This is a genomic window from Pseudoalteromonas sp. NZS37, from assembly GCF_015864265.1.
Lineage (GTDB): Bacteria > Pseudomonadota > Gammaproteobacteria > Enterobacterales > Alteromonadaceae > Pseudoalteromonas > Pseudoalteromonas arctica.
The window spans coordinates 64,288-86,912 of the sequence record NZ_JADYXL010000002.1 but is presented as its reverse complement, the minus strand read 5'-3'; the positions used below and the strand labels follow the sequence as shown (position 1 = coordinate 86,912).

The following is a 22,625-nucleotide window of genomic DNA, read 5'->3' as shown; positions in this document are numbered from 1 at the left end:
GTATTTTTTTGTCTGAAATTTAAAAAGAGGATTATATTGATGTTTTATGATTTAGCTCGCCGTTTTATGTTTACCCGTGATGCGGAGTGGGCGCATGAGTTTGCACTTAATAATCTTCGTCGTTTTGCTAATACGCCTCTAAATATAGCTTGGTCACAAAGTGTTTCAGATAAACCCGTAAACTTTTTAGGTCTTGAATTTAAAAACCCAGTAGGGCTTGCCGCTGGCCTGGATAAAAATGCAGAATGTATAGATGCATTTAGCCAAATGGGATTTGGTTTTATTGAAGTTGGAACGGTTACACCGCGTCCTCAAGTTGGTAATGATAAGCCACGTATTTTTAGACTTCCAGAGTCAAACGCAATTATTAACCGTATGGGTTTTAATAATAAAGGTGTTGATAATTTAGTCGAAAATGTAAAAGCAGCAAAGTACAGTGGCATACTCGGTATCAATATTGGTAAAAATAAAGATACACCTAACGAGCAAGGTAAAGATGACTATATTCATTGTATGCGTAAAGTATTTGAGCATGCCTCATACATTACGGTAAATATTTCATCACCAAATACCCCAGGGCTTCGTGATTTACAATATGGTGCTGCACTTGACGATTTGTTGCAAAGTCTTAAAAATGAACAGTTAGATTTAATTGCAAAGCATAATAAGCAAGTTCCTATGCTTGTAAAAATTGCACCGGATCTCGATCAAATACAAATAGAGCAAGTAAGTGAATCACTTTTAAATAATAAAATTGATGGTGTAATTGCCACAAACACAACGCTTGAACGAGCCGCAGTCATGGGGCAGCAATATGCACAAGAGGCGGGCGGTTTATCAGGTCACCCTGTTAGAATGCGCTCTACAGAGGTAGTAAGTGAACTAAAACGCTTAACACAAGGTAAGCTACCAATCATCGGAGTCGGCGGTATTGATGATGCTACATCTGCAAAAGAAAAGTTAGATGCAGGCGCAAATTTAGTTCAGGTTTATACTGGGTTCATCTACAAAGGTCCACAATTGGTAAAGTCGATCGTTAACGGCTTATAAGGATCAGTTATCTAAGCTTTTGATCGTTAGCTAAATGTTCTAAGCAAACATTTTAAAAGTGGTCAAAAGCGGTTATACTCTGAGCAATAATTATTCAATATACCCAAGGAGGAGTAAATGTTACAAGCATCAAAGCAATGGCAGTGGATTACTTGTCCTGATAAAAATCGTTTGTTACTTGATTTAAATGACGACATGCAATTATGCACGCCTTATAAGTTAAGACAGCTCACCGATTCTGTTTTTAAAAATCCACGTTTTAGTCTCGAAGATGCTGCATTTTACGAACAAGTTTATAATTATCTGGATGGATTTGAATTGTGGTCTGCGGCTCAAATTTGTCAAATATCATTAAATGCAACTGCTGTTAAGTATCACTTAAAACCCGTTTTAGCAAAAAGTTGGTTTTTTGAAGAATACACAGGGACAGAGCCAAGCGTAGAGGCAATAGTAAAATTAACATCTAAAGCGCAGTCAGGTGATTTTTTAATTGTAGAGCATTGTCCTGATGCATCTATTTGTTTGAATTTAAGTGAAACCTTTAAATTAGACGAAAACTTATCTTTAGCGCAATTTGAAGTAATCCGTATTTTGAATAATCGAGTACACCCCATTCTAAATCAGCAATATCAAAGTCAAACCGCCTAACCAAATTTAAGCCTTAAGCGTGTCTTTATGGCGTGTTTGTCGCCCAACCTATGTTATAATCCTGCGCAATTAGCTATTAAGGGTTATTACTTTGCAATTTATCGCACTTACTTCTATCGGAATCGAAAATTTATTGGTTGATGAACTAACAGAACTTGGCGCAACCGTGTCTAAGCAAACTGTTGGTTCTGTTCGTTTTGAGGCTGACTCATTACTTGCGCAAAAGGTTTGTTTATCAACTCGTTTTGCAACGCGTGTGCTTATGCTTATTGAAGAAAAAGAAGGCGTAGATGACAAAAATAGCCTGTATAATTTTGCGCGCTCGCAACCTTGGCAAGAATGGTTTGGACCTACGCAAACATTCGCTGTCGACTTCAACGGTACCAATGACTCATTAAAAAACACGCAATTTTCGGGTCTTGTAATCAAAGATGCGATTGTTGACTATTTTAATGATTTATACGAGCAACGTCCTAACGTTGATAAGCAAGATGCTAACGTGCGCGTAGTTGCACGATTAAATCGTTACGGCGTATCGATGTATATTGACTATTCAGGTCCTCGTTTGTCAGAACGTGGTTACCGCCAAGGCCAAGGTAAAGCGCCAATTAAAGAGCACTTAGCTGCTGCATTAATTAAGCGAAGTGGCTGGCTTGAAAATGTAAAACAGCCTTTATTCGATCCATGTTGTGGTGCGGGTACTATTTTGATAGAAGCTGCCGGTATGGCGCGAAACGAAGCGCCAGGATTATTCCGTGAAGGTTTTGCTTTTGAGCGTTTACCCAGTTTTAGAGCCGCTAAGTTTAAAGAGCTTAAAGAAGAGTTACTCGCTAATATTACTGATCCTAAATTGTGGTTAATTGGCCACGATTACGATGAGCAAGTATTAAGTAAAGCAATTGATAATGCTAAACGAGCCGAGCTTGACGACGTGATTAAGTTTAAGCAAAGTGATGCAACTAAACTTACAGCTGTTGCAAAATTACCGGGTGTTGTAATTTCAAACTTACCTTATGGTGAGCGTATTGGCTCTATGGCTGAGCTTGTTGATTTACACCGTAATTTAGGCGTTGGCTTTAAAAAGCACTTCAATCACTGGAAACTTGCCTTATTGGGTATGGACGAGAGCTTATTTAAACTTTTAAAACTTGTGCGCCTCAAGCGTTATAAATTTAAAAATGGCCCGCTTGATGTAGAACTTAACTTATATCAATTAGATGATAAGCAAGTAAGTTTGACCACAGATGACAAAAAAGCACTCAATTTTGAAGGCTCAACGTCATTCGCAAATAGATTGAAAAAAAATAAGCAAGGCTTAAAAAACTGGCTTAAACAAAATAAAATAGATGCTTATCGCGTCTATGAAGCAGATATCCCTGAATACAATGTTGCTGTAGATATTTATGGTGACTCTGCTGTAATTTTTGAATATGCAGCGCCTAAAGAAATTGATGAAAAAACATCAGAAAAACGCCTGCAAGACGTAATAAGTTTAACGGCTCAACAGCTTGAGATTTCACCTGAAAACATTGCTGTAAAAGTACGTAAAAAGCAGAAGGGCGAAGATCAATACACCGCTATGTCTAAACAAAACCGTACTATGGTTGTTGAAGAGTTTGGTGCTAAGTTCAAAGTTAATTTATTTGACTACTTAGACACAGGCTTGTTTTTAGACCATCGCTTAATGCGCCGTTATATTCAAGAAAATGCTAAAGATAAACGTTTCTTAAACCTTTTTGCATACACAGGTACAGCTTCTGTACATGCTGCTCTTGGTGGTGCTAAAGCCATTACTACAGTCGATTTATCAAAGACCTACTTAAAATGGGGCCAAGATAACTTTGATTTAAATGGTATTAGTAATACACGATACCGTTTTGAACAAGCTGATTGTTTAAAATGGTTAGAGCACGCGACAGCACAATATGATTTGATATTTTTAGATCCTCCAACGTTTTCAAACTCAAAACGTATGAAAGACGCGTTTGATGTACAGAGCGATCACATTAAATTATTAACGTGGGTTAAAAAGATTTTAAGCCCATCAGGTACCTTAATTTTCTCTAATAACAAACGTGGCTTTGTGATAGATGAAGTTGGTCTGATTGGTTTAGGTTTAAAAGCCATTAATATTTCAGATAAAACGTTATCACCAGACTTTAAACGTAATAAAAAAATCCATAATAGCTGGTTAATCACACATGGCTAAATGGGTTTTATACCACACTGATGGTTGCCACTTGTGCGAGCAAGCTGAGCAACTTATCACTGAGGTACTTAGTAATACGAGTGAGTTATTACTAATCGATATTATGACTGATGAGCAGCTTATAGCTGAGTATCAAATTACTATTCCTGTATTAAAAAGTGAAAAAGGCGAGCAATTATTTTGGCCTTTTACTTTACACACTGTGCGCGAATTTTTAGCACAAGCAGAATAAGAGCAAATAAGAACTATGGATTTAATTAGAATTTTAAAAGCACAACTTGCTTTTGGTACGCATGCTTTGCTTAACAAAGCAGATGCCGTTATAGAAAGTGGCGAAAGAGTGTGTGTTGTTGGTCGAAATGGCGCGGGTAAGTCAACTCTATTAAAAGTGCTTGATGGCGAAGTTGTTTTAGATGATGGTGAAATAAATCAGCTAGGCGGGATTAGAATTTCTCGTTTAGAACAAGATCCACCAAAAGGCGCAAATGGCACTGTATTTGATTATGTTGCGCAAGGTATGCCTGAGATTGCAAACTTACTCATTGATTTTCATCATGTAAGTAATGAGCTTCAAACAGAGTGTAACGATAAGTTATTAAACAAACTTGAACGTTTATCAAATCAACTAGAGGCGGCTGATGGCTGGCGCTTTGATAGCCGAATTCAATTAGTGCTAACACAATTAGAATTAACGCCAGAAGCTAAACTTGAGTCTCTTTCTGGTGGTTGGTTACGTAAAGTAGCACTTGCACGTGCACTTGTTAGTGAGCCTGATTTATTATTACTTGATGAGCCAACAAACCATTTAGACATGGCAAGCGTCATGTGGCTTGAGCAATTTTTAAAAGAGTTTAAGGGCGGAATCGTATTTATATCGCATGACCGTGCGTTTATTCGCGCTGTTGCTACGCGTATTTTAGATTTAGACCGTGGTAAGCTTATTTCGTACCCTGGTGATTACGCTACGTACTTAGAGCAAAAAGCCCATGATTTAAAAGTAGAAGAAAGCCAAAATGCATTGTTCGATAAGCGTTTAGCCGAAGAAGAAACATGGATCCGCCAAGGTGTTAAAGCGCGTAGAACGCGTAACGAAGGTAGAGTTCGTGAGTTAAAGCAGCTTCGTACAGAGCGTAAGCAACGTGTTGACCAAGTTGGTAAAACTGATTTCAATATTGAAACAGCAGATCGCTCTGGTAAGTTAGTATTTGAAGCTAAGAATCTTTGTCATGCATTTAAAGACAAAGTTATTGCTGATGATTTTTCTACACTGGTAATGCGCGGTGACAGAATCGGTCTAGTAGGCCCAAATGGTATTGGTAAAACAACACTATTAAAGCTAATGTTTGGTGATTTAGAACCAGATAGCGGCATAACTAAGCAAGGTGTTAATTTAGAGTTTGCTTACTTTGACCAATATCGTGAAAAGCTTGATGAAGAAGCAACAGTTCAAGATAACGTTGCCGAAGGTAAACAAGAAGTGATGATGGGCGGCCGCTCACGTCATGTTTTAGGTTATTTACAAGACTTTTTATTCCCGCCAGCACGTGCTCGAACCCCTGTTAAAGCACTCTCTGGTGGTGAAAAAAACAGATTACTATTAGCTAAATTGTTTTTAAAACCGTCTAATATCCTTGTTCTCGATGAGCCAACAAATGACTTAGACATTGAAACGTTAGAGTTACTAGAGGACATCATTAATCAATACCAAGGTACAGTGCTGATTGTAAGCCATGACCGTGAATTTATTGATAATACATGTTCAAGTGTATGGGCGTTTGAAGGTAACGGTAAAGTTACAGATATTGTAGGTGGCTATAGCGACTATGAGGCTTACGTTAACTATTTAGCTGAACAAGAAAAAAAAACGCAGCAGCAACCAGTAAAAAAAGTTGAAAAAGTAGTCGCTCCAGTTGCTAAACCTGCAGCTAAAACAAATAAACTCTCTTACAAATTAAAACTTGAATTAGAGCAACTACCGAATAAAATGGAAAAACTAGAAGCTGAAATTGAAGCTCAACAAGCTGTAGTTAGTGACTCAGACTTTTTTAAACAAGAGAGTGATGTAACAACTAAAGCATTGAACCATTTGGCACAACTTGAGTCTGACCTTGAAGCTGCGCTTGAGCGCTGGGAAGAACTTGAAGAATTACAGAATCAGTAGTAAGGACTAAAATGAAATATAAATTACTCGCTGCCAGTATTTTAGCGACATTAAGCACTTCAGCAACAAGTGCTACGTACCAGTTAAGTGAATTAGGGACTCTTGAAGACGCTAAATATTCTTATGTAACAGATGTAAGCGAAAGCGGGCATATTATTGGTTTCGCAAATGGTTTATACAATTTACCTATTGATATCAGCTATATAGATTTTACTGAAAATATTATTGAAAATAGCTACGATAATACAGAGGCTGCATTTGATTTAAGTGATAAAGAGATTACCTTTACACTTGATGACATTGAAAATAATGATGCAGTACTTACTAATTCTGATGCACATACTTTCATGGTTAGTTTTTTATCTTCAATTTCTACAAATTTTGAATATCAAAAATTAAGCTCATTAGTTGGCATAAAGTACAATGACACACAAGTAACAGAGCAACCGTTATTTGATGTTGCATCTGTTGATTATGATGGCTTAACGCGTTCAACTATTAACCTTTTTAATGCTGTAAGTGAAGACGGCGTTACTGTTGGTTGGGGCGGTGCTCCTTACGATAAAGTGTCTTTTACACCTGATGGTGAAGATGATGCAGAAACGTGGTTCACACATGAGTTCATAGAACGTGGGATTGTAATAAGTGCTGATGGCAGTATAAGTGTTGAGTTAGAGCCTGAGTTTAATGAATACGGCGGCACAAGCCGCGCTAACGATATAGTCAAAACAAATAGTGGTTACACTGTTGTAGGTAATATCTCTACAAGTATTCCTGATGACAGACAAGATAATATTGATGATAACTGTGATAATGAAGACGAACCAACATCAGTGTGTATCAACTTATTAAATTCTAATATTTCACGAGGCTTATTTAATAAGCGTGCTGTTAAATGGGAACTTGATGAATCGTTAAATATTATTTCTGTTGAAGAGCTTGGTATGGCACTTACACCTGATGAAGGTGAAACGGAAGATGACGCATTTACGAGTACTGCTTTAGCAGTGAACAACAACGGTACAATTGTAGGTTCATCAAATACGCGTTATTACAAAAATGATGATACGATTCTTACAATGCCAGTCTATTTTAAAGACGGTGCAGTCACTGACTTTATTAATCAAGAAGACGATTGGCAGGCTGGTAAATCAATCGCTATTAATGATAATGATGTAATTACAGGTTATGCGACAAAGCGTATTGAAGGTACTCTTCGTAATAAATTCTTCTATCATGACATCGAAACAGGTAATACAGTTTTTCCAACTGATTATTTTTCAAGTTCAAGTTCTTATGGCAACGATATAAATAATCAAGGATATATTGTAGGCGAAGGTGAAGTGGGTGTATCTGATAGCTCACGACTTAAAGAAGCCTTTATTTACAAAATTGGTGAAGATAAAATCACTAATTTGAATGATTTACTGCCTTGTTATGACACTGATGGCGAAACTGACTACGCTTACTCAATGGTTGAAGCAACAGCTATCAATGAAAATAATGAAATATTTGGTACTGCGACTAAGACAGTTGAAAAACTTGATTCTTTAGGCGGTGTTGTAACTGATATCAATGGTGAAATTGAATACGAAAGTATTGCAGTTGCAGTTAAGTTAACGCCAATTGCAAATGGTGAAGTAGAAAACTGTGCTCCAGTAGAAGCAGAAGTGTATGAGCGTAACTCTGCTAGCTTTCCTTGGTATACATTATTGCTATTACCATTAGTTGGCTTAAGACGTATATTTCGCTTTTAAAGTTTACTAATATTGATTATAAAAAAAACCAACTTAATAAAGTTGGTTTTTTTTCGTCTATAATATTTTATAAGATTAGGATTGCCATGAATCTTATAATTATTATTTAGCTTTAACGCTACTAATTATTTCGCGATAACCATGCCTTTTTAACAGAACGGCGCCAAATAATATCAATACCAAAATAGCCGATAATTGATGCAATAGAAGCACATACTAACGAACCTAGTAAAAATGCAGGACCAATAGTTTCTATGCTCTCTAGAAACCAAGACCAACTAGCTTCAAATACAAAGTGTTGCTCAGGCTGATTAAGTATTAATGTACCCACTAAGTATGAGCCATAAAAAATAGGGGGCATAGTTAGAGGGTTTGTAAGCCATACTAATGCTACTGAGATAGGTAAATTAACTCTAAATAATATAGCGCCGGCTGCTGCTAAAACCATTTGAAAAGGAACAGGGATGAAAGCAAAAAATAACCCGACTGCAAATGCACCTCGAGCAGAACGTCTATTTAAATGCCAAAGATTTGCATCTTGTAAAAGGCGTCCAAATATTCTTAGTGATTTATGATGTCTAATTTTATTTGGATCAGGTAAAAATCTTTGGATCGTTTTTTTAGCCATTTAAAGCAACCATTTACATCAGTGTGGATAAGTCTTGGGTTTGTAATTGGCTGTATAGCAACCGTATTTTATTATCAAACTCTCGAATTTACAGTATTCACAATTTTCATTGTTATAGTGAGCGCTTATTTTAAGCCGTTTTTAAATGTATTGTTAGGCTTTATTTGTGCAATTTGCTTCGTTGGTCTGCATTTTTACGTTTTTTATAGTTTTGAAATACCAAAACCGGATGAAAAGTATGCACTTGATTCTACATTAATTGTTGAAGAGGTTATTTCTGACAAAAAACCTCAATATATTAAAGTTAAAATAGTGGCATTAGAAGGGAGTAATTTTTCGGATTTTAGAACACCCAAAGCAATGCTCAGTGTTAATTCTGCACAGCCTTTAATAGTAGGTGATGAATTTTCTGCTTTAATTCATTTAAAACATTTTCGTAGTAATAAAAATTTTAATGTATTTGATAATGAGCGTTATGCTTTTATAAGTAGAATATTATTTAAAGGTAAAGTGCTTAATAAAAATCTTAATATTATAAATAGCGACAAACAAAGCATAATTTTAGATTATCAACACTTCCTTAAAAACACTTATACGGATACAAAACTACAGTGGCTCTATTATGCATTGCTTAGCGGTGAAAAATCTTTGATGAGCTACGCTGATAAACAATTAATGCAATCTCTTGGGCTAAGTCATTTACTTGCTATATCGGGGTTACATATTGGTTTGATTTTTAGCTTCGGTTATCTATTTACTCGATTCATTTTTGCAAAAATTAATTCTTCGATCGGGCAATCATTCAACCTGACTCTTTATTATAGTTCATGCGGATTTTTAGTAGCCTTGGTTTATGTGTACTTAAGTGACTTTTTAGTATCGGCAACGCGAGCGCTTATCATGCTGGGTTGTTATTTATTATTGTATTTTCTTGCTAAGCAGCCGCTGCGTTGGCGGAGCATTTTATTTGCCTTGGTTATTGTTCTTATTGTTAACCCATTTAATTTACTCAATCCAGGTCTCTACTTTTCATTTTTAGCGGTTGCTATCATTTTTACAGTTATTAATAAATTACCATTATTAAACACTCGCATAAAAAACAAAGTTATTTCACTGTTTGTTATTCAAATAGCGTTATTTATTGGTTTATTGCCACTTTCACTCTATTTTTTTAATGGGGTAAGTATTGCAGGTTTGATAATAAATTTGATTGCTATACCGCTGCTTTCAATCATTATCTTACCTTTTTTAATTGTTTTTACATTACTGAGTATTTTCTTAGATGTAAGTATTTTAATAAACCTGTTTGATACTGGCTTATATGCGCTATTTAAATTGCTTAATGAAATACCAGAATCGTTAAGGTGGATAACGACTGGCAGAATTGACTCAATATTTGTCGTTTTTACTTATATTATTATGTTGATGGTTTATTTCCTTCCTTATAAATGGCTCGCTTTTATTCCAGCAATAACGCTTTTATTAAATTATTGGTTAACAGAAAAGTCTAAGTGGCAACTACATGTATTTGATGTAGGGCATGGACTTATGGCATTAATTGAAAAAGATAATCAAGTGCTTATTTATGATTTTGGCCCCAGTTATTTCAATCGCTTTAGCCGTACGCGAAGTATTTTATTGCCTTATATTAAAGCAAATAATTTAACAGTGAAAACGGCGATTCTAAGTCATGAAGATAATGATCACGCTGGAGGATTACAACATTTCATAGATGCTGGCTTTGGTGAAACATTACAACAATTTCATCCTAAAAATACACATAATGTATGTGAAGTCATAAACATTGATTTTGCTGGATTAAAAGTACAAAGCTTTAGTACAAAAGGGTTTGGAAATGAAAATGATGATTCATGCGTTGTTAGGGTATCAGATAATACTCATAGCGTGTTACTTACCGGTGATATATCAAAGGCGCGTGAAGCATCGCTATTAGCGGATAATAAATCGTTGAAAAGTACAGTAATGTTAAGCCCGCATCATGGCAGCGATACATCCTCAAGTGTTAATTTTATAAATAACGTTGCTCCCCAAGTAGTCATTCATTCAAGTGCCTATAAAGGGCAATGGGAATTCCCTAAGCCTCTTGTCGTCGAACGTTATAACCAAATAAACGCTCAGCAATTTACGACAGGCGTTGAAGGGCAAATTAGTATTAAATTTTATGCAAAGAATTTGGCTATAGAAACAGCAAGAGGGCAGGAAAGTTACTGGTTTATCAAAGATTGACGTTTAGTTTTATCTCATCGGAGGATACAATACAGATTGTTACTGTATTTAGAGAGTGTTATGGATCAAAGTACTACACAAATTTATAAACGTCTTGTCTCATATGTTGGCACCTACAAAAGCGTCGCATTTGTCGCAATTATTGGGATGATAGGCTATTCAGCAATGGATGCTTTATTTATTCAATTAATGAAGCCGTTTATTGATCAAGGTTTGAACCAGCGTAATACAGAAGTTTTAAAGTACGCTCCTTTTGTCGTTATCGCGTTAGTTCTAGGGCGTGGTGTTTTTAACTTTATGTCTTCCTACTGCTTAAGTTATGTAGGCTCCCAAGTTGTACGTTCTTTACGCCAAGAGTTATTTGAGCACATATTGCACTTACCCGTTTCTTTTCATGACAAAAACTCAACGGGAGATTTAATTTCAAAAATCACATTTGATACAGAACAAGTTCAACAAGCGATTACTAAAGCCTTGCTAATCGTGGTTCGAGAAGGTGCATTTGTTGTATTTTTACTTGCGGTAATGTTCTATACCAGTTGGCAACTATCACTGATATTTTTAGTGATCATCCCACTTGTTGCTATTATTGTCGCCGTCGTCTCTAAACGTTTTCGCCACATTTCTAAAAACATTCAATCTGCCATGGGGCAAGTTACCCGTAGCTCAGAACAAATGCTGAGCGGACATAAAGTTATTCATGGTTTTGGTGGTCAAGATCAAGAGATTAATCACTTCTCGAAAATTAATAATCATAATCGTCAGCAACGTATCAAAATGGATGCAACTAAAGCGCTTAGTGTGTCTATAATTCAAATTTTAGCGGCAAGTGCCATGGCAGTTATTTTGTGGGCGGTGTCGTTGCCATCAATGATTGATACGATTACATCTGGTGACTTCATGGCATTAATTGCCTCAATGATGATGTTATTACGTCCGCTAAAACAACTTGCCAATGTGAATAGTGATATGCAACGTGGTATCTCTGCAGCGCAAAGTATATTTTTAGTTTTAGACGAAGAAATGGAAAAAGATACAGGCACTGTTTCGGTTGATAAAGTTAAAGGTTTAATTGAAGTTAAGAACGTAACCTTTAAGTACCCAACTAAAGATGAAGCCGTATTAAACGATTTGTCGCTAACGATTGAGGCGGGTGAAAGTATTGCTTTAGTAGGGCGCTCAGGCTCTGGTAAGTCGACAATTTCTAACTTGTTACCACGCTACTATGACTTAGAGTTACCGAGTGAAATATTACTCGATGGTATAGCCCTGCAGGATTATAAATTAACAGATTTGCGTCGCCAATTTGCTTTAGTGTCTCAGCAGGTCGTGTTATTTAACGATACGATTGCTAACAATATTTGTTATGGCATAAAACATGATGTCTCTGAGGAAGAATTAGAACAAGTTGCCAAACAAGCGCACGTGTGGGAATTTGTTAAAGACTTGCCAGAGCAATTAAACACCATGGTAGGCGAAAATGGCGTAATGCTCTCCGGTGGTCAACGCCAGCGAATAGCGATAGCGCGTGCAATATTAAAAGATGCACCTATTTTGATTTTAGATGAGGCAACGTCAGCACTTGATACCGAATCTGAAAAGCTTATTCAGCAAGCATTAGAAACGTTAATGAAAGATAAAACCTCTATTGTTATAGCACATCGCTTATCTACTATTGAAAACAGTGACCGAATTTATGTTATTGATAACGGTCGTGTGATAGAAAGTGGCGATCATAGTAGCTTATTAGCAAATGACGGTACTTATTCAGCACTTTGCAAAATGCAGTTTGGTGATCAGGCGTGAGCAAAATAGAGCAAAGCTGGTATAAACCATTTGGTCTAATTACTTTATTGTTATTACCATTAAGTGCTTTGTTTTGGGTTGTATCGTCATTTCGAAAACTCTTGTACAGCGCTAAAATACTTAAACCTTTTGAGTGCAAAACGCCTGTTATTGTAGTCGGTAATATAAGTGTAGGCGGCAATGGTAAAACACCTTTTGTTTTGTGGTTGTATGAGTATTTGACCGAGCAAGATTTATCAGTAGGTATTATTAGTAGAGGTTATGGTGGGCAATCAGATAATTACCCGCTGTTAGTCACTGAGCTTGTAGATGCTCAGCAGGCTGGAGATGAGCCTGTGCTTTTATACCATCGTTTAAAGTGCCCAATAGCAGTTGGCCCTAATAGACAACACAATATCGATTTGTTAGAAAAAAATTATACGCTAGATGTCATTATTTCTGATGATGGGATGCAGCATTATAAAATGCCTCGTAGCATTGAGTGTTGTATTGTTGATAGTGAACGCCGCTTTGGTAATGGTTTTGTTATGCCCGCAGGGCCACTACGCGAAACAACTAAACGCTTACAAAGTGTTGATATAGTAATTGAAAATGGCGGTGAGGCTAATAATAGCTACGTGCTGCAAGTAAGTAACCTTCGCTTAGTTAATTCAAGTGATGACGCAAAAAGTAACGTAAGCGAGGCACATGCAATAAGTGCAATTGGGAACCCTAAACGGTTTGAAAACTCATTAGAAGCACAAAATATTAAGCTATTGTCGACTCATCACTTTAGAGATCATTATGCTTATACAGCAGATGATTTTATTCAGTTTGGTGATGATTGCATTATAATGACCGAAAAAGACGCGGTTAAATGTAAGTCCTTTGCAAAACCTAATTGGTATTATTTACCTGTAGATGCAGAGCCTTCCGATAGCGTAATAAACACATTAAATTCATTATTAAAAGAAAAAGGAATACTCAATGGCCTTTGATACAAAATTACTCGAGATAATTGCCTGCCCAGTTTGTAAGGGTAAATTACGCTTTGATAGAGAAAACAACGAACTAATTAGTACTGCAGCTAAGCTTGCTTACCCCGTTCAAGATGATATTCCAGTATTGCTTGAAAACGAAGCACGTGAGTTATCTTTAGAAGAGGTTGAAAAGTGGAATTCGTAGTTGTAATTCCTGCACGTTTTGCATCAACCCGACTACCTGGTAAGCCGCTTGCTGATATTTGCGGTAAGCCAATGGTTCAACATGTTTACGAAAAAGCATGTTTATCAGGTGCAAGTAAAGTGGTTATAGCAACCGATCATCAAAAAGTGTTTGATGCAGTAAGTTTATTTACTAGTGATGTTGTAATGACTCGCGAAGATCACCAATCGGGTACTGAGCGTTTAGCCGAAGTAGTTGATTTACTTGATCTCGACAGCAATACAATTGTGGTTAATGTACAAGGCGATGAGCCCTTACTTGCGCCAGAAAACGTATCTCAAGTTGCTGCACTATTAAGTGATTCAACAGCACCAATGGCAACGTTAAGTGTTGCTATTGAAGAGCGGGATGAAGTATTTAATCCTAATGCCGTTAAAGTGGTTAGCGATATAAATAAAAATGCGCTGTATTTTTCTCGTGCAAGTATCCCGTTTGATAGAAGCACAATGATGAATGACAGCAGTGCTCTTAATTTAGCGCCATTTCAGCGCCACGTAGGTATTTATGCGTACAGAGCGGGTTTTATTAAACAATATATAGAATTGAGCGTATCGCCACTTGAGCTACTTGAATCGCTTGAGCAGTTACGTGTGTTGTATCATGGTTATAAAATCAAAATAGAACAAGCTCAAATAGCCCCTCATGCAGGTGTCGATACGCCCGATGACTTAGCGAAAGTGATAGCGCATATTAAAAGTACAAGCGCGTGAGTGAACAAGTAAGTAAAATATTAAAAATCGTTTTTACACATAACGATTTTTATATTTTAGAAAAGCCAGCGGGTCTTAATTTTCATTCGGAAGAGGGCCCCGGCTTTGTTGTGTTAGCCGAACAACAATTAGCGCAAAAGCTTTATGCCGTTCATCGTTTAGATAAAGTGACATCAGGGCTGATTATTTTAGCGCGAAACAAAGCCGCTGCGGCCAGCTTTACTGTTATGTTTACTGAGCATGCGATTGCTAAATTTTATTTAGCGATTAGTGACGCTAAACCAAAAAAGAAGCAAGGTTGGATTAAAGGCGATATGGCTAAATCTCGCCGTGGCTCGTTTAAGTTACTAACGAGTAAGCTTAACCCTGCAATCACCCGATTTTATTCGCTAAGTTATAAGCCGGGATTTAGAGGGTATATTTTAAAGCCTTATTCAGGAAAGACGCATCAATTAAGAGTGGCACTAAAAAGTATTGGCTCTGCTATTTTAGGCGATGCAATGTATTCAGGCACGCCATCAAATCGTACCTATTTACATGCATATGCATTGAGCTTTTTATGGCTAGGTGAACAAATACAGCTAACTTTATTACCCGATAATGGTGATGAGTATTTGGCGTTAATTAAACATCAAGATTTTCAAGCATGGCAATCGCCATGGCAACTGGATTGGTAAATGAGCGAAAAAGTTACAGATATACGTTTTGGTGGTATTAAACGTTTATATGGTCATCAACAGTTTGATTGGCTTCAAGAAGCACATTTTTGTGTAGTAGGGATTGGTGGTGTAGGGAGCTGGACAGCAGAAGCACTTGCACGTACTGGTGTTGGTAAAATAACATTGATTGATTTGGATGATATTTGCGCGACTAACGTCAATAGACAAATTCATGCGTTAACGGGCACTATTGGTCAAGCTAAAGTAGATGCAATGAAAGCGCGCTGCGAGCTTATTAATCCAGAGTGCCAAATTAATGTAATAGATGACTTTATTACGCTTGATAATATTCAAGAGCATATTCAAGGTTTTGATTATGTAATTGATTGTATTGATGCAGTTAAAGAAAAAGCAGCATTAATTGCTCACTGTAAACGTAATAAACTACCTATAATTACAACTGGTGGTGCTGGCGGGCAAACAGATCCTAGCCAAATAACGTTTGGTGATGTAGCCAAAACTACGCAAGACCCATTGCTTGCAAAAGTACGTTATATTTTGCGTAAGCAATATAATTTTAGTAATAATCCTAAACGTAAATTTAATATTGATTGTGTTTACTCAACAGAGCAATTGGTTTACCCAGGAAGCGATGGCAGCGTATGTCATGCAAAGCAAAGTGCTGATGGCTCGATGAATATGGATTGTAATAATGGTTTTGGATCTGTGACTATGATCACAGGAAGCTTTGGCTTTTTTGTTGCGGCAAAAGCGGTGCGTAAATATCTAGATAAAAAACAACGCTCGCAAGCTTAGTTTTTGCTAACTAAGCTTTTGTTGTGCCATGGTTTGTATTTTATCAACCATGGCTTTAATACCATTACCACGTGATGCGCTTAAGTGGCTTATAAGGCCGAGCTTTTCAAATTCTTCATACGCATTTTTATTCACTACTTGCTCTGGTGTGAGGCCATTGTAAAGCGCTAAAATAATGGCTAATAATCCTTTTACTATACGTGTATCTGAGTCACCAATTACAACAAGTGTATTTTCTGTTAAATCAAATTCAACAAACATCCATACTTTGCTTTCACAGCCTTGTACAAGTGCATCATCAGTCTTCAAAACATCAGCTAAAACAGGTAAAGTTTTTCCTAAAAGCATTATCTCACGATATTTTTGCTGCCAAGCGGGCGCATTTTTTATAGATTCTGTGACTTTGTTAAACGTATTTGTCATGAGTTATCCTAATTAATTCTATTAAAGTGACGTTTAGTCCAGTAAAGCGATACATTTTTTAAGTGAATCAATGAATATATCTACATCTTCATAGGTATTATAAAAACAAAAGCTCGCTCTTAGCGTTCCATTAAGCCCTAAATGTGTCATTAATGGCTGTGTACAATGGTGTCCACTCCTTACTGCAACCCCGTACCCGTCAAGTAAAGTTGCCAAATCATAAGGATGTTCATCATTTAAGTTGAAGCAGAGTGTACCAATATTGTCAGATAGGTTGCTATATATTGTAATACCATCAACCTTTACCAATTTTTGAGCGGCATAACTAAACAATTTTTGCTCATATTGCTGGATTTTTGCGTGATCTAATTCATTTAAATAGTCTAATGCGGCACCAAAGCCTAAAACTCCAGAGATATTTGGTGTTCCAGTTTCAAATTTTGCAGGCGCAGGACGATAAGTACTGTGAGTTAAGTACACTTTATCGATCATTTCCCCACCTGATTGGTAAATCTCAAGGGTATTTAATTGCTCATATCGACCATAAAGTACACCTAATCCTGTTGGACCGAGCATTTTATGGCTTGAGCAGACATAAAAGTCACAGTTTAATTCACGTAAATCGGGTTTTAAATGCAGTGCACCCTGTGCACCATCCACTAGAACAAGAGAATTGACGTCTTTTGCAGCTCTAATAAGTGGTTTTAAATCGGTGATATTACCCAGTGTGTTAGATGCTTGTGTAATAGCTAATAGGGTAGGTTTTGTTTCTTTTATAAATTCACAGCATTCTTTGGTGTTCAGCGTGCCATTTTTATTTAGTGGAAGCGCTATTAATTTAGCACCCGTTTGTTGACTCACTATTTGCCAAGGCACTATGTTTGCATGATGCTCAAGCGGAGATATCATTATGGTATGACTTTCATTTAAGCGCTTTTTTAATCCGTTAGCGACCAAGTTAATGGCTTCTGTAGCGCCTTTAGTCCATACAATCTCTTTACTAAATACATTGAAATACTCTGCAGTTTTATCCCGTACTTGTTCATATGCATAAGTTGCTTGCTCGCTAAGTGTATGGCGTCCACGGTGTACATTAGCGTTTTGAAACGTATAGAATTCAGTAATTGTATCTATAACTGATTGAGGCTTTTGTGAGGTTGCTGCTGAGTCTAAATAAACAAGCGGGCAGCCGTTTATTGTTTGATTTAATGTTGGGAAGTCGTTTCTAATTTTATTTATATCAAACTTTAAAGCAAGCATGGCTCATCTACATAGTGTTTTTAAGGCAGGAATTGTAATCGGTTTATGATAATTCTCAAGTGTTGTTAATAAAAAAGGCCGCAAAATGCGGCCTTTTTAAACTAACCAACGTTAATTAACGCTTGTCAGTTGATACGTAGTCACGTTGAGTGTAACCAGTATAAAGTTGACGAGGACGGCTGATCTTATGACCAGGTTGAGATAGCATCTCATCCCAGTGAGTGATCCAACCAACAGTACGTGCCATTGCAAAGATTACAGTGAACATGCTTGTTGGAATACCAATCGCTTTTAAGATAATACCAGAGTAGAAATCTACATTAGGGTATAGTTTTTTCTCTACAAAGTATGGGTCTTCAAGCGCAATTTGCTCAAGCTTCATAGCAATATCAAGAAGTGGATCTTGGATATTCAGCTCAGCTAAAACTTCGTGACACGTTTGACGCATTACTGTAGCGCGTGGGTCAAAGTTTTTGTAAACACGGTGTCCAAAGCCCATAAGGCGGAACGGGTCAGCTTTATCTTTAGCTTTAGCTACGTATTCATCAATACGGTCAACAGAGCCAATCTCTTCTAACATGTTTAAACATGCTTCATTAGCGCCGCCGTGAGCAGGGCCCCATAAAGATGCAATACCAGCTGCAATACATGCATACGGGTTAGCACCAGATGAACCAGCAAGACGAACTGTTGAAGTTGATGCATTTTGTTCATGATCTGCATGAAGCATAAAGATTTTATCCATCGCTTTTGCAGTTACTGGATTAACTTTATATTCTTCAGCAGGTACAGAGAACATCATGTGTAAGAAGTTTTCTGCGTAGCTTAAATCGTTACGTGGGTATACAAACGGTTGGCCGATATTTGTTTTATAAGCCATTGCCGCGATTGTTGGTAACTTAGCAACAAGCTTAACTGCGCTTGTTTTACGTTGTTCAGCATCAGTAATATCAAGGTCTTCATGATAGAAAGATGATAATGCACCTACTACGCCACAAAGCATTGCCATTGGGTGAGCGTCAAAGCGGAAACCTTGGAAAAAGTTAGCAATCTTCTCGTCAAGCATAGTGCTTGTAGTGATTTCATTCTTAAAAACTTCATATTGTTCTTTAGAAGGTAACTCACCATTTAAAAGTAAGTAACAAAGTTCAATGTAATTTGAGTCTTCAGCTAATTGCTCAATTGGGTAACCACGGTGAAGTAGTACACCTTTACCACCATCAATATAGGTGATTGCAGATTCACAAGAACCAGTCGACATGAAACCTGGGTCATAAGTAAAGTGACCGTGTGAACCTAACGTACGTACGTCGATTACATCTTGGCCAGCAGTGCCTTGATAAATTGGAAGTTCGATTGGATCTAGTCCATCAATTTGGACTGTGGCTTTTTTATCTGCCATCGTTATGTATCTCCTATTAAGATATCTATTCTGATTTTTAGATTTTAAAGTTCTGAAATCTGTTTTAAGCACATCTTCTCATTTTAACGTGAAAGAGGGGGTTAAAGTCAATTTTTATAAACATTATGCATATATGTATAATAAATATTCGGTATTAATTAAATATAATACTATTGGCTAATTCGCAAACATCTCTAAATAAACAAGAATTGTAAAAAGCCCTGTGGGTATATATACTAACGGTGGTTTTAAACCGTATTGTATTTGGGTAAACATATTCTTAACAGCTTAAAATTTACAGGTTTGTGAACTTTAATTGTTTTGGTACGTTTATTTTGATAGTTCCATCAGTAATATTTGGTGGGTTTTTAGAAAAACAAGTAGATGAGCTCCACTGTGAGCAAAGATGGGCAAGTAACTGTGAAAAAGCAAAGACCTGTAAATCTAGATCTAACAACTATATCTATGCCGGCAACGGCTAAAGCTTCAATTTTTCACCGCGTCACCGGTGTTGCATTATTTTTTGCTTTAACGTTTGTCATTTGGGCTTGGTCTGAGTCTCTCTCTTCAGCTGAAAGTTTTGAATTCGTCAAGGGTCTGTTTAACGGATTCATTGCCAAATTTATAGCTTGGGGCACTGTTTCTGTATTAGGTTATCACCTTATTGGTGGTATCCGTCATATGATTATGGATATGGGACATTGGGAAGAACTTGAATCAGGTAACCTCAGCGCTAAAGTTTCAATGGCTCTTGGTGTTGTGTTTGCCGTATTGGCAGGGGTGTGGATATGGTTTTAAATCAAGCAACTCTAAAACGTGATGGTGTACAAGATTTCGTATCTTTACGTACCACGGCATTAATAATCAGCGCTTACGCGATTTTTATTATAGGCTATTTTTTAGCGACGCCAGAAGTCACTTTCGAAGCCTGGACAGGCCTCTTCTCTAACCTAGCAATGAAAGGGTTTACGTTAATTACCCTTGTTTGCATTATGGTTCATACCCGCATTGGCCTTTGGCAAGTTCTTACAGACTATGTTAAGTGCGCAAAGCTTCGTGCAGTTTTAGGTTTTGTATTAAACCTGATGGCCGTTGCTTACGTAGCTATTGGTCTAATCGTATTATGGGGTGTTTAAGTGAAATATTCTGTTCGTGAATTTGACGCCGTAGTAATTGGTGCAGGTGGTGCAGGTATGCGCGCTGCTTTAGCAATTACAGAATCTGGCAAAACGTGTGCATTAATATCTAAAGTATTCCCAACGCGCTCACACACTGTATCTGCTCAAGGCGGTATTACGGTTGCGCTTGGTAATTCACACGAAGATAACTGGGAATGGCATATGTACGATACCGTTAAAGGTTCCGATTTTATCGGTGACCAAGACGCTATTGAATACATGTGTCAAACTGGCCCAGAAGCTATTACCGAATTAGAAAACATGGGTTTACCATTTTCTCGTTTTGAAAATGGCCGTGTTTACCAACGTCCTTTCGGTGGTCAATCGAAAAACTTTGGTGGTGAACAAGCCGCGCGTACTGCAGCAGCTGCTGACCGTACTGGTCATGCTTTATTACACCTTCTATATCAACAAAACGTTAAAAACAAAACAAATGTATTCTCTGAATGGTATGCACTTGATTTAGTTAAAAACGATAATGGTGATGTAGTAGGGTGTACTGCAATTGAGATTGAGACAGGTGAAGTTACCTTCTTCAAATCTAAAGCTGTTGTATTAGCTACTGGTGGTGCAGGTCGTATATTTGCATCAACCACTAATGCTCACATTAACACTGGTGACGGTGTTGGTATGGCAACACGTGCTGGTATTTCTATGCAAGACATGGAAATGTGGCAGTTCCACCCAACGGGTATCGCAGGTGCTGGTACGCTAGTAACTGAAGGTTGTCGTGGTGAAGGCGGTTATCTTTTAAATAAAGATGGCGAACGCTTCATGGAACGTTACGCACCAAACGCAAAAGACTTAGCGTCTCGCGACGTTGTTGCACGTTCAATGATGACTGAAATCCGTGAAGGTCGTGGTTGTGATGGTCCTTGGGGTCCACATCTTAAGTTAAAACTTGACCACTTAGGTGAAGAAACACTTAACTTACGTCTTCCTGGCGTATGTGACCTTGCTAAAACATTTGCTCACGTTGACCCTGCAAAAGAGCCAATTCCAGTAATTCCAACTTGTCATTATATGATGGGTGGTGTTCCTACTAATGTAAATGGACAAGCGCTACAAATCGATGCTCAAGGCAACGAAACAGTAGTTCAAGGTTTATTTGCAGTAGGTGAGATTGCCTGTGTATCTGTACACGGTGCAAACCGCTTAGGTGGTAACTCATTACTTGATTTAGTTGTGTTTGGTCGTGCTGCGGGTAACTTCTTAGGTAAGTACCTAAATGACGTTGAAATATCTAAAGCTGCTTCAGAATCAGACTTAGAAGCGTCTCTTGCACGTTACAATCGTTGGGAAAATTCAACGGCTGGCCAAGGTGAAGATCCAGTTCAAATCAAAAAAGACCTACAACAATGTATGCAGCTTAACTTCTCGGTATTCCGTGAAGGTGACTCAATGGCTGCAGGTCTTCAAGAACTTAAAGAAATTCGCGAACGTCTGCAACATGCTCGTCTTGATGATAAATCATCAGACTTCAATACGCAGCGTATCGAATGTCTTGAACTAGACAACTTAATGGAAACAGCTTACTCAACTGCAGTAGCTGCAAACTTCCGTACAGAAAGCCGTGGTGCACATTCTCGCTTTGACTACCCAGATCGTGATGACGAAAACTGGTTATGTCACTCAGTATTCAATCCTGTAACGGATGAAATGAGCAAGCGTGATGTAAACTATGCGCCTAAAACGCGTGAAGCTTTCCCACCTAAAGCACGTGTTTACTAGGAGATAGACGATGGCACAAGTACAATTTTCAGTTTATCGTTATAATCCAGATGTTGACAACGCTCCTCGTATGCAAGAATACACCTTGCAAACAGAGGAAGGTCACGACATGATGGTGTTGGATGCACTTATTCTTCTAAAAGAACAAGATCCTACATTATCTTTCCGTCGTTCATGCCGTGAAGGTGTGTGTGGATCTGATGGTGTTAACATGAATGGTAAAAATGGTTTAGCATGTATTACTCCTTTATCTACGCTACAAAAAAATGGCAAAGGTAAAATCGTAGTACGTCCATTACCAGGTTTACCTGTGGTTCGTGACCTTGTTATTGACATGAGTCAGTTCTACACTCAGTACGAAAAAGTTAAACCTTATTTAATTAATGATCAGCCTGCAGCAGGCGAACGTCTTCAAACTATTGAAGAACGTGATAAATTAGATGGGCTTTATGAGTGTATTTTGTGTGCATGTTGTTCAACATCGTGTCCTTCGTTCTGGTGGAATCCAGACAAGTTCATTGGTCCAGCAGGCCTTCTTCATGCTTACCGTTTCTTGGCTGATAGCCGAGATACAGCAACTGAAGAACGTTTAGCGGATTTAGACGATGCGTTCAGTGTGTTCCGTTGTCACAGTATCATGAACTGTGTTAGCGTTTGTCCTAAGGGTCTTAATCCGACCAAAGCAATTGGACAAATCAAATCTATGTTACTAAACCGAGCGGTTTGATAGCTTAGTA

At 37.6% G+C, this 22,625-nt stretch carries 21 protein-coding genes; 17 read left to right on the top strand and 4 right to left on the bottom strand.

All coding sequences use genetic code 11. The features are described 5' to 3' along the window. Nucleotides 1-39: 39 nt before the first annotated feature. The 6 genes from pyrD (at nt 40) to I6F47_RS03805 (ending at nt 7,825) form a co-directional block, all read left to right on the top strand. Complete coding sequence (gene pyrD / locus I6F47_RS03830) at nt 40-1,050, top strand: quinone-dependent dihydroorotate dehydrogenase (protein ID WP_010552659.1); 1,011 nt, start codon at nt 40-42, stop codon at nt 1,048-1,050. Nucleotides 1,051-1,167: 117 nt separating this feature from the next. Next, a complete protein-coding gene (locus I6F47_RS03825) occupies nt 1,168-1,698 on the top strand; it encodes a cell division protein ZapC (RefSeq protein ID WP_007586900.1) in 531 nt (176 codons plus the stop codon). 91 nt (nt 1,699-1,789) lie between these two features. Further along, on the top strand, nt 1,790-3,907 hold the full coding sequence (gene rlmKL / locus I6F47_RS03820) for a bifunctional 23S rRNA (guanine(2069)-N(7))-methyltransferase RlmK/23S rRNA (guanine(2445)-N(2))-methyltransferase RlmL (RefSeq protein ID WP_007586899.1): 2,118 nt from the start codon (nt 1,790-1,792) through the stop codon (nt 3,905-3,907). Continuing rightward, a complete protein-coding gene (locus I6F47_RS03815) occupies nt 3,900-4,139 on the top strand; it encodes a glutaredoxin family protein (RefSeq protein WP_007586898.1) in 240 nt (79 codons plus the stop codon). Before rlmKL ends, I6F47_RS03815 begins: the two co-directional genes overlap by 8 nt. A gap of 15 nt (nt 4,140-4,154) precedes the next feature. Further along, nucleotides 4,155-6,068: an ATP-binding cassette ATPase Uup gene (uup, locus tag I6F47_RS03810; RefSeq protein ID WP_197102975.1), complete on the top strand. Its 1,914-nt coding sequence runs from the start codon at nt 4,155-4,157 to the stop codon at nt 6,066-6,068. Nucleotides 6,069-6,079: 11 nt separating this feature from the next. Beyond that, nucleotides 6,080-7,825, top strand: a complete 1,746-nt coding sequence (locus I6F47_RS03805; RefSeq protein ID WP_024589193.1) for a DUF3466 family protein — start codon at nt 6,080-6,082, stop codon at nt 7,823-7,825. Between the two features lie 121 nt (nt 7,826-7,946). On the opposite strand, the gene I6F47_RS03800 is transcribed toward I6F47_RS03805, so the two are convergent. Further along, nucleotides 7,947-8,453, bottom strand: a complete 507-nt coding sequence (locus tag I6F47_RS03800) for a DUF2062 domain-containing protein (RefSeq protein ID WP_007586895.1) — start codon at nt 8,451-8,453, stop codon at nt 7,947-7,949. Here I6F47_RS03800 and I6F47_RS03795 point away from each other — a divergent pair. From I6F47_RS03795 to tcdA, 7 genes are read left to right on the top strand one after another with little or no spacing between them, the layout of a single operon-like run. Next, on the top strand, nt 8,433-10,700 hold the full coding sequence (locus I6F47_RS03795; protein ID WP_197183357.1) for a DNA internalization-related competence protein ComEC/Rec2: 2,268 nt from the start codon (nt 8,433-8,435) through the stop codon (nt 10,698-10,700). The genes I6F47_RS03800 and I6F47_RS03795 overlap by 21 nt on opposite strands. Before the next feature lie 60 nt (nt 10,701-10,760). Further along, nucleotides 10,761-12,506: a lipid A export permease/ATP-binding protein MsbA gene (gene msbA, locus I6F47_RS03790; protein WP_169060891.1), complete on the top strand. Its 1,746-nt coding sequence runs from the start codon at nt 10,761-10,763 to the stop codon at nt 12,504-12,506. After that, nucleotides 12,503-13,483, top strand: coding sequence for a tetraacyldisaccharide 4'-kinase (lpxK, locus tag I6F47_RS03785; protein ID WP_197183356.1), 981 nt, complete (start codon nt 12,503-12,505; stop codon nt 13,481-13,483). Before msbA ends, lpxK begins: the two co-directional genes overlap by 4 nt. After that, complete coding sequence (locus tag I6F47_RS03780) at nt 13,473-13,670, top strand: Trm112 family protein (protein WP_002961789.1); 198 nt, start codon at nt 13,473-13,475, stop codon at nt 13,668-13,670. Before lpxK ends, I6F47_RS03780 begins: the two co-directional genes overlap by 11 nt. Beyond that, nucleotides 13,658-14,419, top strand: coding sequence for a 3-deoxy-manno-octulosonate cytidylyltransferase (kdsB, locus tag I6F47_RS03775; RefSeq protein WP_197102985.1), 762 nt, complete (start codon nt 13,658-13,660; stop codon nt 14,417-14,419). Before I6F47_RS03780 ends, kdsB begins: the two co-directional genes overlap by 13 nt. Then, nucleotides 14,416-15,096, top strand: a complete 681-nt coding sequence (locus I6F47_RS03770; RefSeq protein ID WP_024604817.1) for a TIGR01621 family pseudouridine synthase — start codon at nt 14,416-14,418, stop codon at nt 15,094-15,096. Before kdsB ends, I6F47_RS03770 begins: the two co-directional genes overlap by 4 nt. Beyond that, on the top strand, nt 15,097-15,894 hold the full coding sequence (gene tcdA / locus I6F47_RS03765) for a tRNA cyclic N6-threonylcarbamoyladenosine(37) synthase TcdA (protein ID WP_024603405.1): 798 nt from the start codon (nt 15,097-15,099) through the stop codon (nt 15,892-15,894). Nucleotides 15,895-15,900: 6 nt separating this feature from the next. On the opposite strand, the gene I6F47_RS03760 is transcribed toward tcdA, so the two are convergent. From I6F47_RS03760 to I6F47_RS03750, 3 genes are all read right to left on the bottom strand, one after another. Then, a complete protein-coding gene (locus I6F47_RS03760) occupies nt 15,901-16,317 on the bottom strand; it encodes a SufE family protein (RefSeq protein WP_197183355.1) in 417 nt (138 codons plus the stop codon). 33 nt (nt 16,318-16,350) lie between these two features. Continuing rightward, nucleotides 16,351-17,577, bottom strand: a complete 1,227-nt coding sequence (locus I6F47_RS03755) for a SufS family cysteine desulfurase (protein ID WP_010552671.1) — start codon at nt 17,575-17,577, stop codon at nt 16,351-16,353. A 115-nt stretch (nt 17,578-17,692) separates the two neighbouring features. Further along, on the bottom strand, nt 17,693-18,979 hold the full coding sequence (locus I6F47_RS03750; RefSeq protein ID WP_007586875.1) for a citrate synthase: 1,287 nt from the start codon (nt 18,977-18,979) through the stop codon (nt 17,693-17,695). A 420-nt stretch (nt 18,980-19,399) separates the two neighbouring features. Here I6F47_RS03750 and sdhC point away from each other — a divergent pair, with 420 nt between their 5' ends. From sdhC to I6F47_RS03730, 4 genes are read left to right on the top strand one after another with little or no spacing between them, the layout of a single operon-like run. Next, the gene (gene sdhC / locus I6F47_RS03745; protein ID WP_076914908.1) at nt 19,400-19,777 is read left to right on the top strand and encodes a succinate dehydrogenase, cytochrome b556 subunit; all 378 of its coding nucleotides are present in this window, start codon (nt 19,400-19,402) and stop codon (nt 19,775-19,777) included. Further along, nucleotides 19,768-20,115, top strand: coding sequence for a succinate dehydrogenase, hydrophobic membrane anchor protein (gene sdhD / locus I6F47_RS03740; protein ID WP_007586873.1), 348 nt, complete (start codon nt 19,768-19,770; stop codon nt 20,113-20,115). Before sdhC ends, sdhD begins: the two co-directional genes overlap by 10 nt. Further along, a complete protein-coding gene (gene sdhA / locus I6F47_RS03735; RefSeq protein ID WP_007375750.1) occupies nt 20,116-21,888 on the top strand; it encodes a succinate dehydrogenase flavoprotein subunit in 1,773 nt (590 codons plus the stop codon). It abuts the gene before it with no gap. Between the two features lie 10 nt (nt 21,889-21,898). Beyond that, nucleotides 21,899-22,615 carry a succinate dehydrogenase iron-sulfur subunit gene (locus I6F47_RS03730; protein WP_007375751.1) on the top strand — a complete coding sequence of 239 codons (717 nt, stop codon included), beginning with the start codon at nt 21,899-21,901 and terminating at the stop codon, nt 22,613-22,615. Nucleotides 22,616-22,625: the final 10 nt, after the last annotated feature.

Bases quoted from the DNA above. Each gene is read 5' to 3' on its own strand.
- pyrD (WP_010552659.1), top strand. From the start codon at position 40: ATGTTTTATGATTTAGCTCGCCGTTTTATGTTTACCCGTGATGCGGAG.
- I6F47_RS03825 (WP_007586900.1), top strand. From the start codon at position 1,168: ATGTTACAAGCATCAAAGCAATGGCAGTGGATTACTTGTCCTGATAAA.
- I6F47_RS03815 (WP_007586898.1), top strand. From the start codon at position 3,900: ATGGCTAAATGGGTTTTATACCACACTGATGGTTGCCACTTGTGCGAG.
- uup (WP_197102975.1), top strand. From the start codon at position 4,155: ATGGATTTAATTAGAATTTTAAAAGCACAACTTGCTTTTGGTACGCAT.
- I6F47_RS03805 (WP_024589193.1), top strand. From the start codon at position 6,080: ATGAAATATAAATTACTCGCTGCCAGTATTTTAGCGACATTAAGCACT.
- I6F47_RS03800 (WP_007586895.1), bottom strand. From the start codon at position 8,453: ATGGCTAAAAAAACGATCCAAAGATTTTTACCTGATCCAAATAAAATT.
- msbA (WP_169060891.1), top strand. From the start codon at position 10,761: ATGGATCAAAGTACTACACAAATTTATAAACGTCTTGTCTCATATGTT.
- I6F47_RS03780 (WP_002961789.1), top strand. From the start codon at position 13,473: ATGGCCTTTGATACAAAATTACTCGAGATAATTGCCTGCCCAGTTTGT.
- tcdA (WP_024603405.1), top strand. From the start codon at position 15,097: ATGAGCGAAAAAGTTACAGATATACGTTTTGGTGGTATTAAACGTTTA.
- I6F47_RS03760 (WP_197183355.1), bottom strand. From the start codon at position 16,317: ATGACAAATACGTTTAACAAAGTCACAGAATCTATAAAAAATGCGCCC.
- I6F47_RS03755 (WP_010552671.1), bottom strand. From the start codon at position 17,577: ATGCTTGCTTTAAAGTTTGATATAAATAAAATTAGAAACGACTTCCCA.
- I6F47_RS03750 (WP_007586875.1), bottom strand. From the start codon at position 18,979: ATGGCAGATAAAAAAGCCACAGTCCAAATTGATGGACTAGATCCAATC.
- sdhD (WP_007586873.1), top strand. From the start codon at position 19,768: ATGGTTTTAAATCAAGCAACTCTAAAACGTGATGGTGTACAAGATTTC.
- I6F47_RS03730 (WP_007375751.1), top strand. From the start codon at position 21,899: ATGGCACAAGTACAATTTTCAGTTTATCGTTATAATCCAGATGTTGAC.